This is a genomic window from Roseinatronobacter thiooxidans (assembly GCF_001870675.1).
Taxonomy (GTDB): domain Bacteria; phylum Pseudomonadota; class Alphaproteobacteria; order Rhodobacterales; family Rhodobacteraceae; genus Roseinatronobacter; species Roseinatronobacter thiooxidans.
On sequence record NZ_MEHT01000009.1, the window covers coordinates 352,517 to 368,020 of the forward strand.

At 61.8% G+C, this 15,504-nt stretch carries 15 protein-coding genes; 5 read left to right on the top strand and 10 right to left on the bottom strand.

Translation table 11 applies throughout. The features are described 5' to 3' along the window. Nucleotides 1-45: 45 nt before the first annotated feature. The 4 genes from ade to BG455_RS06320 form a co-directional block, all read right to left on the bottom strand. Nucleotides 46-1,734, bottom strand: a complete 1,689-nt coding sequence (ade, locus tag BG455_RS06305) for an adenine deaminase (protein ID WP_071469081.1) — start codon at nucleotides 1,732-1,734, stop codon at nucleotides 46-48. Between the two features lie 63 nt (nucleotides 1,735-1,797). Continuing rightward, a complete protein-coding gene (locus tag BG455_RS06310; RefSeq protein ID WP_084386150.1) occupies nucleotides 1,798-2,424 on the bottom strand; it encodes a hypothetical protein in 627 nt (208 codons plus the stop codon). A 54-nt stretch (nucleotides 2,425-2,478) separates the two neighbouring features. Next, complete coding sequence (locus BG455_RS06315; protein ID WP_177190873.1) at nucleotides 2,479-4,383, bottom strand: glycosyltransferase family 2 protein; 1,905 nt, start codon at nucleotides 4,381-4,383, stop codon at nucleotides 2,479-2,481. 158 nt (nucleotides 4,384-4,541) lie between these two features. Further along, nucleotides 4,542-5,150 (bottom strand): CDP-alcohol phosphatidyltransferase family protein, encoded by a 609-nt coding sequence (locus BG455_RS06320; RefSeq protein ID WP_071469082.1) that lies wholly within the window; start codon nucleotides 5,148-5,150, stop codon nucleotides 4,542-4,544. 279 nt (nucleotides 5,151-5,429) lie between these two features. On the opposite strand from BG455_RS06320, the gene BG455_RS06325 reads away from it, so the two are divergent. Further along, complete coding sequence (locus BG455_RS06325) at nucleotides 5,430-7,241, top strand: aminopeptidase P family protein (RefSeq protein ID WP_071469180.1); 1,812 nt, start codon at nucleotides 5,430-5,432, stop codon at nucleotides 7,239-7,241. A 91-nt stretch (nucleotides 7,242-7,332) separates the two neighbouring features. Next, nucleotides 7,333-7,671, top strand: a complete 339-nt coding sequence (locus tag BG455_RS06330) for a DUF427 domain-containing protein (RefSeq protein WP_071469083.1) — start codon at nucleotides 7,333-7,335, stop codon at nucleotides 7,669-7,671. Nucleotides 7,672-7,724: 53 nt separating this feature from the next. On the opposite strand, the gene aroB is transcribed toward BG455_RS06330, so the two are convergent. Both aroB and BG455_RS06340 read right to left on the bottom strand, forming a co-directional pair. Then, nucleotides 7,725-8,846, bottom strand: coding sequence for a 3-dehydroquinate synthase (aroB, locus tag BG455_RS06335; RefSeq protein WP_071469084.1), 1,122 nt, complete (start codon nucleotides 8,844-8,846; stop codon nucleotides 7,725-7,727). Continuing rightward, nucleotides 8,843-9,388 (bottom strand): shikimate kinase, encoded by a 546-nt coding sequence (locus BG455_RS06340; protein ID WP_071469085.1) that lies wholly within the window; start codon nucleotides 9,386-9,388, stop codon nucleotides 8,843-8,845. The genes aroB and BG455_RS06340 overlap by 4 nt, the downstream gene beginning before the upstream one ends. 144 nt (nucleotides 9,389-9,532) lie before the next feature. On the opposite strand from BG455_RS06340, the gene BG455_RS17650 reads away from it, so the two are divergent. Genes BG455_RS17650 through BG455_RS06350 form a run of 3 tightly spaced genes read left to right on the top strand, consistent with a single transcriptional unit; the run spans nucleotide 9,533 to nucleotide 12,188 of the window. Continuing rightward, on the top strand, nucleotides 9,533-9,667 hold the full coding sequence (locus tag BG455_RS17650; protein WP_281243907.1) for a hypothetical protein: 135 nt from the start codon (nucleotides 9,533-9,535) through the stop codon (nucleotides 9,665-9,667). Next, the gene (locus BG455_RS06345) at nucleotides 9,664-11,247 is read left to right on the top strand and encodes a hypothetical protein (RefSeq protein WP_084386151.1); all 1,584 of its coding nucleotides are present in this window, start codon (nucleotides 9,664-9,666) and stop codon (nucleotides 11,245-11,247) included. The genes BG455_RS17650 and BG455_RS06345 overlap by 4 nt, the downstream gene beginning before the upstream one ends. Then, nucleotides 11,244-12,188 carry a site-specific tyrosine recombinase XerD gene (locus tag BG455_RS06350; protein WP_071469086.1) on the top strand — a complete coding sequence of 315 codons (945 nt, stop codon included), beginning with the start codon at nucleotides 11,244-11,246 and terminating at the stop codon, nucleotides 12,186-12,188. The genes BG455_RS06345 and BG455_RS06350 overlap by 4 nt, the downstream gene beginning before the upstream one ends. Here the strand turns inward: BG455_RS06350 and lpxB are convergent. The 4 genes from lpxB to fabZ are packed head-to-tail and all read right to left on the bottom strand — an operon-like array spanning nucleotide 12,145 to nucleotide 15,390. After that, nucleotides 12,145-13,305 carry a lipid-A-disaccharide synthase gene (gene lpxB, locus BG455_RS06355; RefSeq protein WP_071469087.1) on the bottom strand — a complete coding sequence of 387 codons (1,161 nt, stop codon included), beginning with the start codon at nucleotides 13,303-13,305 and terminating at the stop codon, nucleotides 12,145-12,147. The two genes, BG455_RS06350 and lpxB, sit on opposite strands and share 44 nt — an antisense overlap. Next, nucleotides 13,302-14,129: an LpxI family protein gene (locus tag BG455_RS06360; RefSeq protein ID WP_071469088.1), complete on the bottom strand. Its 828-nt coding sequence runs from the start codon at nucleotides 14,127-14,129 to the stop codon at nucleotides 13,302-13,304. Before BG455_RS06360 ends, lpxB begins: the two co-directional genes overlap by 4 nt. Continuing rightward, nucleotides 14,126-14,920, bottom strand: coding sequence for an acyl-ACP--UDP-N-acetylglucosamine O-acyltransferase (gene lpxA / locus BG455_RS06365; RefSeq protein WP_071469089.1), 795 nt, complete (start codon nucleotides 14,918-14,920; stop codon nucleotides 14,126-14,128). Before lpxA ends, BG455_RS06360 begins: the two co-directional genes overlap by 4 nt. 2 nt (nucleotides 14,921-14,922) lie before the next feature. Next, nucleotides 14,923-15,390 (bottom strand): 3-hydroxyacyl-ACP dehydratase FabZ, encoded by a 468-nt coding sequence (gene fabZ, locus BG455_RS06370; protein ID WP_071469090.1) that lies wholly within the window; start codon nucleotides 15,388-15,390, stop codon nucleotides 14,923-14,925. Between the last annotated feature and the right edge of the window lie 114 nt (nucleotides 15,391-15,504).

The following is a 15,504-nucleotide window of genomic DNA, read 5'->3' on the forward strand; positions in this document are numbered from 1 at the left end:
TGCCCCGGACCCCGGAGTATTTGACGCAAGAAAATGAGGCTTGCGTCAGATCACCTCGAAGCGGTCAACATCGACCATGCCATAATCCGTGATCTTGAGATGCGGGATCACTGGCAGGGCGATGAAGGCGAGTTGCAAAAACGGCTCTTGCAGGGTGACCCCAAGCGCGGTTGCGGCGCGGCGCAGCGCCACCAGCGCGGTATGGACGTTTTCATGCGGCTCTAGCGACATAAGCCCTGCCACAGGCAGCGGCAATTCTGCCAGAACCTGCCCGTTCAGCGCCACGACAAAGCCGCCCTCGATCTCTGACAAGCGGTTCACGGCCAGTGCCAGATCTTCGTAATCGGCCCCCACGGCCACGATATTGTGGTGATCATGCGCCACAGTGGCGGCTATCGCGCCGCGCGCCATGCCAAAGCCGCGCACAAAACCAGTGGCGATATTGCCATTCTTGCCATGCCGTTCCACCACTGCGACGCGCAGCAGATCGCGCGCGGGATCAGGGCGCTTGTCGCCCCCTTCGGGTGTGACCTGTTCGCGCAGATGCTGGGTGATGATCTTGCCTTCAAGAATGCCGATAACAGAGGTGTCTGGGGTATTGCCCGCATGGCGGAAGTCAGAGGCCGCGACTTTCGGCGCGCGCACGGAGTTGCGCGCGACCGGAGGGATGATATTGCGCGCAGCGAAGGCTGCATCAGTCACCACCTGACCGCCGCACAGCACCAGCGACGCGCGGCATTCGGCCAGATCGGGCAAGGCCACAATATCGGCGCGTTTTCCGGGCGCTATCTGGCCGCGATCTTTCAGGCCGAAAGCCTCGGCCGCTGAAAGGGTTGCTGCGCGGTAGACGGCCAGCGTGTCGCAGCCCATCGCAATCAAGCTGCGGATCATGTGGTCAAGATGCCCATGCTCGGCAATGTCGAGCGGGTTGCGGTCATCCGTACACAGACACATATAGGGCGCGGTCACAGGTGTCAGCAGGGGTGCGAGGGCGGCCATATCGCGGCTGACAGAGCCTTCGCGGATCAGGCAGCGCAGCCCTTTTTGCAATTTCTCGCGCGCCTCGCCAGCGGTGGTGGATTCGTGTTCGGTGCGGATGCCGGCCGTCACATAGGCATTCAGGTCGCGCCCCGACAAAAGCGGCGCGTGCCCGTCAATATGTCGGCCCGCGAAAGCATGCAGTTTTGCCATGCATCCCGGATCGCGGTGGATCACGCCGGGGAAATTCATGAATTCGGCCAGACCGATCACCTGTGGATGATCGGCGAGCGCCAGCAGGTCGTCAGCATCAAGCGCGGCCCCTGCCGTTTCCATATGTGTGGAGGGCACGCAAGACGACAGGTTCACACGAATATCCATGACTGTGCAGGTGGCAGCGTCAAGGAAATAGCGGATACCTGCGGCGCCCGCGACATTGGCAATCTCATGCGGGTCGCAAATGGCCGTCGTCACGCCGCGCGGGGCCACAAGGCGGTCAAATTCAAACGGAGTGACAAGAGAGGATTCGATATGCAGATGCGTGTCGATAAAGCCCGGCACCAGCACCTGACCGGACAGATCCAGAACCTCGCGCCCCTCATAGCTGTCACCGATGCCGATGATAACCCCTTCAGAGATGGCGACATCGCCTGCAATCCGCGCGCCGGTGACGGTACAAAGCACCTCGGCACCGCGCAAGACCAGATCTGCCGGCCCTTCGCCGCGGGCCTGTGCGATGCGTGTCTCCAAACTCATGATATCCCCCGGAATGTGACTGATAGCGCAGTGTTCTGCCAATAAAGGGGGCAAGGCAACCCCTTAGCGCGCGCCGCCACCCCGCGCCGAGGCATAGAGCGCGTAATCTTCGGCATAGTGCTGTTCAAGCCGCTGGCGCAGCGCAGGCGACAGGCTGATATGGTGGTTGGGCGAGACATTCTGCCGCTCTAGCGTGATCGCGGTGCCAAGGCGCGCTTCGAGGAAGGCGACAAACTCCGGCATCGCCTCATAGCGGAACAGGTGATCGACCGTCTCGCCCGTTTTGGGATGGGTCAGGAACTTTGCCTGCTGCCCGACTGCGGCGAAGGCCGGTTGTTTCTCTGCCAAATAGCCTTCTACGAACTGGTCGAAACTCAGCCCGCGGGTGCTGCGCGGCGTGCCTTCCAGCCAGCTGCCATGGCGAAAGCGGAACCAACTGCCAAGCCAGTCTTCGGGATGGCGGATCAGGGCTGCGGTTTGGGGGGCGTCTTCTTCAAATATCTGGATGAACTTCTCCATCCGCCATTTATAGCGCTGGAATGTACAATGCTTGATGCGCGGGTCACCTTGCAGCACGATATCTGCCAGCGGGGCAAGCGCATGTTCCAGCGCAGTGCTGCCCGCTTTGGGCGTGGCGAATAAAACCAGCTTATGTTTGAGGAAATACAACATCTCGAACTCTTGCATCATGAAACATTTGGCAAAACCCTACCGTGATCCCGTCGCAAGGTCCAGATTGGTGCCTTAGCGGCAGGTGCTTGCGACACGGATCTTGTCGCAAGCGGCGGACTGGTCGCTATGCGCGGTCTTGTCCCAGTAAAACGGTGCCGTGATCAGTTCATACAAAGCCTTGTACACTGCCAGCACAGCCAGCGGGAAATAGCCATGCAATGCAGGCAGCCACACGCGCAGATGGTGATGCGCCCGCGATCTGAGCGCCATCAGGCCCACACTGATGGTTACCGCCTCTGCCAGCAAAAAAACCGTCACAAACGCGATCATGACCCCTGAGCCAAATTGCGCATGCAGCGGATGACCCAAGCCCAGCATCATCAGCCAGAAGCTCCATAACAAAGGGGCCAGCATGAATTGCACCAAAGTGCCCAGAAACAGCACCTGAACCCCGAAAAACCGCCACGCGCCCAGTTGGTCCCACAATTGGCGGGGGGCGCGCATATGCACAAGCCATGTGACCGCATAGCCCTTCAGCCAGCGCGAGCGCTGCTTGACCCAAGGGATGGGGCGGCAATTTGCCTCTTCCAGCGTGACGGTGTCGAGAAGCTGCGTGTAATAGCCATGCCGCGCCAGACGAATGCCCAGATCGGCATCTTCGGTCACATTATGCGCATCCCATCCGCCCAAAGCCTCCAGGATGTCGCGGCGGAAAAACAGCGTGGTGCCACCCAAGGGCACTGCCAGCCCAAGGCGCTGCATTCCCGGCAGGATGATTCGGAACCATGTAGCATATTCAATGGCGAAACAGCGCGACAGCCAGTTTTTGCGCGGGTTGTAAAAATCCAGAACCCCTTGCACACAGGCAAGGTTCGGGGGGCCGTTCTGGAAACAGCGCACCACTTTATGTATCTGCCCCGGCTCTGGCGCATCTTCGGCGTCATAAACCCCGATAATGGACCCCCGCGCGAATAACATGGCGTAATTCAAGGCGCGCGGTTTGGTCTTGAGCGGCGCATCCGGCACAGGAATCACACGCATCCAGCGCGGCAGCTTGCATGCCGCCAGTGCATCGCGGGTCGGGTGGTCATGCTCTTCCACGACCAACAGAATATCCAGCACTTCGCGCGGCCATGTCAACCGCGACAGCCGGTTGATCAGACGCGGCACGACCAGAGGTTCATTATGCAGCGGCACAAGAATGGACACGACCGGCTTTCGCTGGCGGACAAGTTGCGTGACAGGGGCAATGGGCATGCCACGCGCGGTGCGATGGGTATGGACAGCAATGGCCGCCGCGATCTTGAGCAGCGCGTTGATCAGCAAAAAGAAAGTTGCCACCAATGTCAGCACCAGCAAGGTGGTCAGAGGGGCAAGGCAGGCCAGAACCGCAAGGGTCACAAGCCCCAGACAGAGCACATTTCCAAACCAGCGCGTGTGCATCTTGCGGCAGCTCTCTGCCTCTGCGACGCAGGTTTCTGCCCAAAGTTTCAATCGGTTGCGGCGTGTTTTTAACACAGTTTCGTGCAAGTCCCCCTCGCTGATGGTGACCATGGCAATATGGCCGAACCGTGCTTCAAGTTCACTGCGGCACTGGTCAAACTGGGCGGGCCGCGCGCAGGCAATCACCGTCACATCGCCCGCGCGATACCAAGGCAGGCATTGCAGTTGCAAACAACGATGCACGCCAAGCCGGTCGATCAAGCGCGGGTCGGGCAAAGGCTGCGCACGCGTGAAAAAGCTGGTATTATACTGGCGTGCAAGGGCGGCAAGCAAATGGTCCTCGCTGATAAGGTCGCGCGCGATCAGGATATCACCCAGAAAGCCGACCTGCCGCGACTGGGTTTCCAGCGCGCGCAACAGATCGTCATTTGTGACACATCCCATCTCCAGCAAAATCTGGCCCAGCGGTTTGCGTGGCGTGTCGCGCTTGCGCCGGACAACAAGTTCCAGCAAAGGCGCTGCGTGCCCCTGCAAGCTTCTGCACTGATCGAATGCCACGCTCTGCCCCATCACCCGCCCCGGATACCTCTGGCGATTAGATAGGCGAATGGTAAACAATGCCTTAACGCTGGCGCGGGTTTTCAGGCGGTTTGCACAGATGCCCGCCTGCCCAAAGGCCGGATTGGCGCCGCCTAGTCTTGAAAAACCTTGGCGGCCAGAAGGACACGCGCAAAGGCCGTCACCAGACATAACACCGCAAACCCCAAGGCAAGCGGCACGAATGCGGCTGGAAACAGGCAAAGTAGCAGGAAAAACACAATCGTTTCCGTGCCTTCCAGCAGCCCACCTGTAAAATACAAAGATTTGACGCCATGCGCATCAGAACGCATCTTCTGCTTTTCTGCCAGCACCGCAAAGCCCAGAAATGACCCCGCATTGACATAGAAACTCAGCAGCAAGAACGCCCCGACAACGCCATGCGACTGCGGGTCCAGCATGATAAAGGCCAAGGGAATGGCTGCGTAAAAAACATAGTCGCAGGTAATGTCGAGATAGCCGCCAAAATCTGTCACGCCGCGCACGCGCGCAACGGCCCCGTCCAGCCCATCGGCCAGACGCGACGCCAGAATAAACAACACCGCCAGAATGAAGGCTTCAAAAACAATGGCCAGCGCCGCTGCCAGCCCCAAGGCCAACCCCGCAAGCGTGACCATATTCGCACTGAACCCCATCAACGCAAACTGCCGCCCCAACCTGTTCAGGGGCGGATCGATGAAGGGTCTGATGTGACGGTCCAGCATCTGTTTTTACGCACTTGCCTATAGGGCTATATCGGTCATACGTTCCGAGACGATCAAGAGTTTCAAATAAACCTGTCTTTCGTGTCAGAATTTGCCGCAAAGATATGGCTTGGCAAAATACCATCCCCTCTGGCTTGGCAAGGGAGTATCGCACATATCGCGGATTTGCCAATGCCGCTGCATATCTCGCGCGCTATGGCAGGCGCCCGCGCCATTGACCAATCGCGCGGCCCTGACTACCACTTGCGCAATACCGGCCAGAACCCCAAGGACACCCCCATGTTTCAGACTTTTGCTGCCTCGACCCGCCCGGAAGACGGCCCGCCGCGTCTGGCGGCGCTGCGCGCAAATCTGCGGGCGGCAGGGGTGGATGGCTATATTCTGCCGCGTGCAGATGCGCACCAGGGGGAATATGTCGCAGCCTGTGATGAGCGGCTGTCCTGGCTGACAGGATTTACCGGCTCGGCAGGGTTCTGCATCGTATTGCCGGACCGCGCAGGGCTGTTTGTGGACGGGCGCTACCGTGTGCAGGCGCGGCTGCAATGCGCGCCCGATTTCACCCCTGTGAACTGGCCCGAGACAGCGCCCGCCACATGGCTGCGCGACGCCTGCCCCAATGGGGCGGTCATCGGCTTTGACCCGTGGTTGCACACACCAACTGAAATCGAGACATTGACCAAGGGGCTGGAGGGCAGCAACATTGGTCTGCGCCGCATGTCCAACCAGATTGATCCCCTTTGGACAGACCGGCCTGCCCCCCCCATGGCCCCTGCGCGGCCCTACCCCGAACACCTTGCGGGCCTGTCATCAATCGAGAAACGCGCCAATCTGGGCCAGACCCTGACGCAGAACGGCCAGCGCGCGGCGGTTCTGACCCAGCCTGACAGTATCTGCTGGCTGCTGAACATTCGCGGCGCAGACCTGCCGCGCCTGCCTGTTTTGCAAGGCTTTGCCATTGTCCATGAAGATGGCCGCGTCGATCTGTATACTGCCCCTTCAAAATGCGCGGGGTTGGAATGGGATGACGGCGTGCATATTCGCCCGACCGAGGCCTTTGCGCCCGCATTGCGCAGCTTGTCCGGCCCTGTCCGGCTGGACAAGGGAACCGTGCCGCTGGCTGTGGTTGATCTGTTGCAAGAAGGCAATGTCGAGATTGCCTATATGCAAGACCCCTGCCTGATGCCCAAGGCCCGCAAAACGGGCGCGGAACTGGCCAGCGCGCGGGCCGCGCATCTGCGCGACGGGGCCGCGATGGTGGAATTTCTGTGCTGGCTGGACAGGCAGGCCAGCGCGCTGCTGAAAAACCCGGATCATATTGTGACCGAGATTGACGTCGCACGCCATCTGGAACAGTGCCGCGTGGCAACTGGCCTGCTGGAAGACCTGAGTTTTGACACGATCGCTGGCTCTGGCCCCAATGGCGCGATTGTGCATTACCGCGTGACCGAAGACACCAACCGCCGCCTGTTGCCCGGTGATCTGATGCTGGTCGATTCGGGCGGGCAATATCTGGACGGGACCACCGACATCACCCGCACCATCGCCATTGGGCCTGTCGGCACGCTGGAAGTGGAGTGTTTCACCCGTGTGCTGCAAGGCATGATCGCTATATCGCGCGCGCGCTTCCCGCGCGGGGTGGCGGGCAGCCATCTGGATGCGCTGGCGCGCTATCCGCTATGGCTGGCGGGTCATGATTACGACCATGGCACAGGGCATGGCGTGGGGGCGTTTCTATCTGTCCATGAAGGGCCGCAACGCCTGTCGCGGATCAGCACTGTGCCGCTTGCCGAAGGAATGATCCTGTCGAACGAGCCGGGCTATTACCGCGAAGGAAGATTCGGCATCCGCATCGAGAACCTGATCGCCGTGCGCAAAGGCGCGGCACCAGAGGGGGGCGATGCCCGCGACTGGCTGGAATTCGAAACCCTGACCCTTGCGCCGATTGATCGCAGGCTGATACAGGTCAGCATGCTAAGCGCAGATGAACGTGCATGGCTTGACGCCTATCATGCCCGCGTGGCAGTTTTGCTGTCGCCTCTGGTCAGTGGCCCAACCGCTGTCTGGCTACAAACGGCCTGTCAACCGATCTAACCGCGCTGCTTGTGCGCATTTGCCCGCTTTGCCTTTGGCTGCAAAGCCTGCAATAGTGCCGCCAACCGATAACCGAGAGGAAAAAAGCAAGATGAGTAATGTCAGGATCTATCCAGCCGCTGGCACATGGGTTGTTCGTGCCAACGGGGCGGTTATCGGCGAAAGCACCCGCGCATTGGAATTGCTGCAACGGGATTTCCCTTTCGTCATCTATTTCCCGCGCGACGATATCGCGGCGGCCGTACTGGACGCATCAGACCGGCCCTTTATCTGCGATGACAGGGGTGCCGGCGTGCATTTTCACATCTCCAGCCCCGAGGGTGTGATTCAGAATGCGGCCTATAGCCTGACCGAACCCACCGCCGAGGCTGCGCAACTGCGCGAATATCTTGCCTTTGACGCAGGCAAGGTGACGGTCGAGCGCGTCTGATCTGGCCAAGACTGCCAAGCAGAGCAGGGAAAGGGGCCTTTTGGCCCCCTTTTTCATGGCCTTGCGGCCAATGCCTCACTCAGAACACTAAGTAGCAGATCGCCGGGAACATCGTCACACACAAAGGCCTGACCGATTTCGCGCGCAAGAATGAACCGCAAGCGCCCGTCCTGCACCTTTTTATCCTGCGCCATAAGCGCGACCAGCGCCGCGGCATCGGGCAGATCGCCCGCAATATCGGCCAGGTCCGTTGCCATGCCCATGGCGCGCAAATGCGCGCGCACGCGGCTTGGGGTTTCCTGTGCGCACAGGCCCATGCGCGCCGACACTTCAAAGGCCAGCGCGCAGCCAATCGCCACCCCCTCGCCATGCAGCAGACGGTCGCAATAGCCGGTCGCGGCCTCTAGCGCGTGGCAGAAGGTGTGGCCAAGGTTCAGAAGCGCGCGCTCTCCCTGTTCGGTTTCGTCACGCGCGACAATGCCTGCCTTCATCTCGACCGAGCGGCGCACTGCGTAGTGCCGCGCGCTTTTGTCGCCGCGCGCCAGTGCCGGGCCATTTACTTCCAGCCACTCGAAAAACGCGGCATCCCCCAGCAGACCGTATTTCACCACTTCGCCGTAACCGGCCAGAAAATCGCGCTTTGGCAGGCTGTCCAGCAAGTCGATATCGGCCAGCACCAGACTGGGCTGGTGAAACGCCCCCACAAGGTTCTTGCCGTGACGCGTATTTATGCCGGTCTTGCCCCCGACAGAACTGTCCACCTGCGCCAGAAGCGATGTCGGCACTTGCACAAACCGCACGCCGCGGCGCAGGATTGCGGCGGCAAACCCGCCCAGATCACCAATCACACCGCCGCCCAAAGCCACAACCACATCGCGTCGCTCGACCTTTTCATCCAGCAACCATTCAACAGACTCGCGCAGGCCGTCCCAGCTTTTGGTTCCTTCACCCGGTGTCAGCGCATGTGCGGAACTGGCAATGCCCTGCGCCGACAATCCCGCCTGCAAGTTTTCCAGATGCAAGCCCGCCACGCGGCTTTCAGTCAGCACCGCGACACGCGGGCGCGCCAGAAAAGGCTGCATCAGCGCACCCGCCTGTGCCACCAAACCCTGCCCGATCACCACATCATAGGCACGCGCACCCAAGGGCACATGCACCCGGTCAATCTGCGTCATGTCGAAGCCCCTTCCAAAACATCTGCGCGCAAGGCCAATTGCGCCAACACAGCGCGCGCTGTATCGGCAATGGCATAGGCCGGTTGCGTTTCCACCACCAGATCCGCCTTGGCATATACCGGCTCGCGCTGGGCCAGCAGTTGCGCAAGGGTCGCTTGCGGGTCGGATGTCATCAGCAAGGGTCGCGTCGGCTTTTGGCGCACCCGTGACCACAGCAGGTCCAGATCAGCCTTCAGCCAGACCGAAACCCCCAATTCCGAGATCATCTCGCGGGTCTGGGCGCGCAAGAATGCGCCGCCCCCCACGGACAACACACCGGGTTTGCCCCGCAACAGGCGGACAATCACTTCGGCTTCGCGGTCACGGAAAAACGCCTCGCCATCGCGTTCGAATATCTCGGCAATGCTCATGGCGGCTGCGGCGACGATCTCTTCGTCCGAATCAAGGAAGGGCACAGCCAGCATGCGCGCCAGTTCTTTGCCCACAGCGGTCTTGCCTGCCCCCATCATACCAACAAGAACAACTGTCTTGTGCAGTTTCATGCCAGTATCGTGCCCCCGTCATTCAATTTTCAAGTTTTCGTGGCCTGTCTGTTTATTGTCGTGATATTGCGTCAATGTCGACCGGTAAACCCCCAGAGGCATGTTGCTTCAAAGAGGGGTGTGAATTCAGAAAGGCAGGCCCTAATGCGCTATATCTTCCGTTTCTTGCTGATGCTTGTCGTGCTGGCGGCGATTGCTGTCATTGCCTATGCCTATGTGGGCGACCTGACAGCCCAACGCACCACAATCGAGACACCTGTAACGCTGGAAGTGAATTGAGCACATATCCCTCAAAATATCTGGGCATTGGGCTGGCTGCGGCAGTATTGGGGGTCGCGCTCGCCCCCTCTGCCCATGCGCAGGAGATGGGCGCACCGCTTAGCGCGATTGACTGGCTGGAACGCGCGATGAGCGCGCCACTGCCGCAACACAGCACGGCCCCCCCACCGCCACCGCCAGACGATACCCTCATCACCCTGCCCGCGCCGGGTTTCGAGGAAATCGCAAGCGCGCCGCTGGGCCGGTCAGAGCTGGAAACGACGGGTCTGTTCACAGCCGAACGTGTGGGACTGCCGCGCGCCCTCTGGGGGCCGACACCAACCAGTGAGATTGTGGCAGCCATTGTCAGCCTGCCCGCCGACACGATGCCCGCCGCCGCGCGGCTGTCGCTGCGTCTGCTGATGGCCGAATTTGCGCCGCCCTTGCAAAACATCCCCGAGACACGCGGCGCACTGCTGCTGGCACGGGTCGACAAGCTGGTGGAGCTGGGCGCTTTGGAACAGGCAGGGCAACTGATTGCCGCCGCCCCTGAAACAAGTGCGGCCCTGAATGCGCGCGCCTTCGACATTGCGCTGCTGCTGGGCGAGGAAGACCGCGCCTGCGCGCATATGAGCGGGCAGATCGCGGCACAGCACAGCCATTCTGCACAGATTTTCTGCATGGCCCGCCGGGGCGACTGGCAAAGCGCTTTTGCCAGTCTGCAAGTGGGCCGCGCGCTTGGCCTGCTGGACGAGAACGAAGCGGCCTTGCTGACGCGCTTTCTGGAAGAGGAAGAGGAAGAAGGCCAGATCACCCCCCCGGCCCAGATCACCCCCTTGGGATGGCGCATTATGGAGGCCTTGGGCGATCCGGTCACCACTGCCAGCCTGCCTGTGGCCTATGCCCATGCAGACCTGCGCGGCACCTCTGGCTGGCGCTCTCAGCTGGACGCGGCAGAGCGGCTGACCCGCGCAAGCGTGCTGGAGCCAAACCGCCTGCTGGGCCTGTATACGCAACGCCGCGCAGCGGCATCGGGCGGGCTGTGGGAACGTGTGCGCATCATCCAGCATCTGGAACGCGCGCTTCAGCAACGCAACGGGACCGCCATCGGCACAGCCCTGACCGAAGCATGGCCCCTTTTCGCCGCAGTCGAGCTGGAGGTGGCCTTTGCCCAGATGAAGGGCGAGGCATTGGCCAAAATCCCCTTGTCGGGTGCTGCGTCCGAAATCCTGTGGAAAATGCTGCTTTTGTCGCAAGAAAATGCAGCGCTTGCAGATGAGCTGGCACCCGATACGGATTTGGGGCGTTTCATCATGGCGCTGGCCAAAGGCGCAGAGGTGCTTCCAGTATCGAGCGCGTCGATGGCCGGGGCCATTCATGCGGCTTTTTCCGAACCTGATGTGCCGCAACAGGTGCAAGACCAGCTGGACGCGGGCGCATTGGGCCTGACATTGCTGGGTGCGCTGTCGCAGATCGCGGATGGGGCGGCAGGCGATCTGCATGCCGCAACCCTTGGGTTGCAGCGCCTGCGCGCGCTGGGGCTGGACCCTGTCGCGCGCCAGATCGCCATCGAGCTGCTGTTGCTGGAACGGCGCGGATGACGGGCACAGCCGCACAAGACAGCCTGCGCTGGGTGTCCACCTTTCTGGATGCCCATGCCGCCGAACAGGGGTCTGCGCGCAACACGCAACTGGCCTATGCGCGCGATTTGCGCGATTTCGGGGAATGGTGCGCAGGCCAAGCGCTTGATTTCGCACAAATCACCCGCACAGAAATTGAACGCTATCTGATCCATTGCGATGCACAGGGGCTGGCGCAGGCCACCCGCGCGCGGCGTCTGGCGTCGATCCGGCAGTTGTTCCGCTTCGCCTATGCCGAAGGCTGGCGCAGCGATGACCCCGCCAGCCGGATTTCCGGCCCCGGCAAGTCGAAAAAACTGCCCATTACCCTTTCGACAGAAGATGTGAGCGCGCTCTTGCGTGCGGCCCCCCAGACAGGGCGCAGCGCGCGCGACAGGTTGCGCAACGCCTGCCTGTTGGAATTGCTTTATGCCACGGGCTTGCGCGTGACCGAACTGGTCAGCCTGCCTGTTGCCAGCGCGCGCGGCGACCCGCGCATGATTCTGGTGCGCGGCAAGGGCGGCAAGGAACGCATGGTGCCCCTGTCAGACCCCGCGCGTGCGGCCCTAAGCGCATGGTTGCAAGACTGGGACGACCACGCCACCGATCTGCGCGCCAAACGCCTGCCAGAGCCGCGCTTTCTGTTCCCGTCCAACGGGCGCGACGGGCATCTAAGCCGCGTGGGTTTCTACCTGATCCTGAAAGAGATCGCGCTGAAGGCAGGGCTGGACCCTTCGCGCATCAGCCCGCATGTGCTGCGCCATGCGTTTGCCACGCATCTGCTGGCGGGCGGGGCCGATCTGCGCGCAATCCAGACACTGCTGGGCCATGCCGATGTGTCCACCACAGAAATCTACACACATGTTCTGGAGGAACGCCTCAGGTCGCTGGTGTTGGAGTTTCACCCTTTGGCGCAGACATGAACGCCAGCACCGAACGCGCGGCGCGCAGCCCCGGTGCCTCGCCTCCCTGCCCCAGCCGCGTCATTGTCAGGCGCATTGCCTGACGCTGCGCAGCTTGGGCCGGTTCACTGTCTATCAGGGTTTTCAGCGCAGGCGCGATCTTGTCCGGGGTGCAATCATGGCCCAGAAATTCCGGCACAGCGCGCGTTTCAGACACCAGATTGACCAGTGTCACCGTATCCAGCCGGATCAGGCGCTTTGCCAGAAACCGCGTCAGCGGGTTCACGTCATAGGCAATAATCATCGGCGTGTCATTCGCCGCCAGTTCCAGCGACACAGTACCCGATGCCGCCAGGGCCACCTCTGCAGCGGCAAAGGCCGCGCGTTTCTCGGCCCTGTCAGTCAGCACATGGGCGGGCACATTCCAGCGTTCCACGCAGGCGCGCATGGCGTCGGCCTGAGAGGTGACGCTGGGCACCAGCACTTGCATGCCCTGCGGCACTGCCTGCGCCAACGCAGCACCAAAGCGCGGCGCCAGCCGCGCAATCTCGCCGCCGCGCGAACCGGGCAAGGCCAGCATGATCCGGCCTGAAAACCGCGCGCGCAGGGCCGCGATTTCCGCATCTGTGGCGCGGGCCTCGGCAACAACCGGATGGCCTACGAAATCGCAACTCATGCCAGCTTTTTGCATATAGGGCGGCTCGAATGGCAGCAGGGCAAGCACATGATCGACCAGCGGCGCCATGCGCGCCGCGCGCCCCGGACGCCATGCCCAGACCGACGGGGCAACATAATGGACCACCGGCAGGTCTGGCCGCGCCTGCCGTGCCTTGCGCAGCACACGCAGGCAGAAATCGGGGCTGTCGATGGTGACAACCAGATCGGGCTTTTGCGCCGCAATCGCCGCTGCCGTCTGTGCAATGCGCTGGCGCAGCAGGCGGATGCGCGGCAACACCTCTGCCAGCCCCATAACCGACAGATCGGACATCGGAAACAGCGAGGTCAGGCCCGCGCCCTGCATCCCCTCGCCGCCCACACCGTGAAATGTGGTGGCAGGCGCAAGCTGGTGAAGCCCCATCATCAGGGCCGCGCCCAGCTTGTCGCCCGACGGCTCGCCTGCGATGACAAAAACCTTCACACGCCCTCTCGCGCCCAAAGGAACAGGCCAAGCGCGTTGGCGCGCGCAACCATCTCGGCGCGGTCAATCAGCAAGACGCCGCCCGCCTCAAAGGCAATGCCGCGCAGGCCTGCAGCATGGACAGCGTCCAGCGTCTCTGGCCCAAGGGCGGGCAGATCAATACGCCGGTCCTGCGCCGGTTTGGGGGCCTTGCAGAACACCCCCCCCACTGGCAGCGCCATCCCGCCCGCGCGCAACGCGGCCAGTTGGGCCAGCATCGCATCGGTTCCCGGCAGCGCCTCTAGCGCCAGACACTGGCCGCGCGCCACCACGCAGCCCTGCCCGACATCGGCAGCCCCCATGAGGCGCAAAATCTCGAACCCGCGCGCGGCATCTTGTTTGTCGCCACCTTTGGGATGCGCATCACTTAAGACAACAGGTTCAGCAACCAGATCGGCGCAGATATCCTGCGCGCCAACCACCTCGACCCCCCATTCCCCCATCAGCGCGATCACTTCGCGCAAGGTGCCATCATCGCCGCTATTCATCGCGGCCATGATGCGGGGCAAAAGCTGCATGGTGGCAGGATCGATCAGCGCGGGGTCAAGACGCGGGCGATGCACCCCACCTGCAAAAACCGCCTGCGTCACACCCATATCCTGCAACTTGTCCAGAAACGGCACCAGCCGTTCCAGCCGAAAGCGCAGCACGTCATCATGCGCGGCACTCAGGCTTTCAAAGCCTTCCATCTCGGCCAGTACAACCGCGCGCCCCTCGGCCTGCAAGCGGTCTGCCAGCAGATGCGGCAGCCGCCCACGGCCAGAGATCAGGGCAATCACGCTCATGTCGGGCGCAGGAAATTGCGCCCTGCCTCGCCCGTGAAAAACCGCGCAACCTGCGCTACCACCTCGGACTCGGCGTCTTGCATCAATGCCTGCGCCAGATCGCCAAGCGCGCCCTCTTCTGTTGCAAGACGCTTATAGGCCGCGCGCAATGCGGCAATCTCTTCGCGCGCCATGCCGCGCCGTTTCAGCCCGATCAGGTTCAGACCATGCAGCACGCCATCCGGGCCCGAGACAAGGCCAAAGGGCATCACATCATGGGTCACGCGTGTCAGCGCGCCAATCATCGCCCCCTCGCCCACGCGAATGAACTGGTGCAACCCCGCAGAGGCACCCACGATCACCCGATCCTCGATCGTGACATGGCCTGCAACGCCTGCGTAATTGGCCAGAATCACGCCATTGCCCACCTGCGCGTCATGGCCCACATGCGCGCCTGCCATAACCAGACAGCCATCGCCCACCCGCGTCACACCGCCACCGTGTTCCGTGCCCAGATGCAAGGTCGCATTCTCTCGGATGCGACAATTTTTGCCCACGCTCAACCGCGTGCGTTCACCGGCATATTTCAGGTCTTGCGGCACCTCGCCCACAGAGGCGAAGGAGAACACGATGGTTCCCGCGCCAATCTCGGTCCAGCCGGTGACCAGCGCGTGGGGTTTGATCGTGACATTCTCGGCCAAGACAACCTCGGGGCCGATAATGGCGAAGGGGCCAACCGTACAGCCCGCGCCAATGGTCGCGCCCTGCTCGACCACGGCCATGGGGTGAATGACGGCGCTTGGGTCAATCATGATCAACTCACTTGTGTGCTGGCGTCTATCATCGCGGCGAATTCCGCCTCGGCGGCGATCTGGCCATCGACCTTGGCGACGCCTTCAAACTTCCAGATCCGTGTGGACCCGCGTTTGACAGTGACATGCAATTCCAGCACATCGCCCGGAACCACCTTGCGGCGGAACTTGGCCTTGTCGATGGACATGAAATAGACCAGCGGCGCGCGCTCTCCAAAACCCACTGACAGGCCCACCAGAACCGCTGCCGTTTGCGCCATTGCTTCCACAATCGTCACGCCCGGCATGATTGGGGCACCCGGAAAATGGCCCTGAAAATGCGGCTCGTTGAAGGTGACATTCTTGATCCCCACCGCAGATTCGCGGGCAACCACATCGCGCACCTTGTCCACCAGCAGGAACGGGTAGCGGTGCGGGATGATCTTCATGATCGTGGCCAGATCGGCCTCGGTCTGGACAGGGTTGGTCATCGGGTTCCTTTCGAGCCTCTGACGCTAAGCCGCGCCATATTTTCACGTCACATGCGGCAGCAAGCCGGTTGCGCCTTCGCCGATGCTCTAGCAACTGCGCTATAGGCTGGCAAG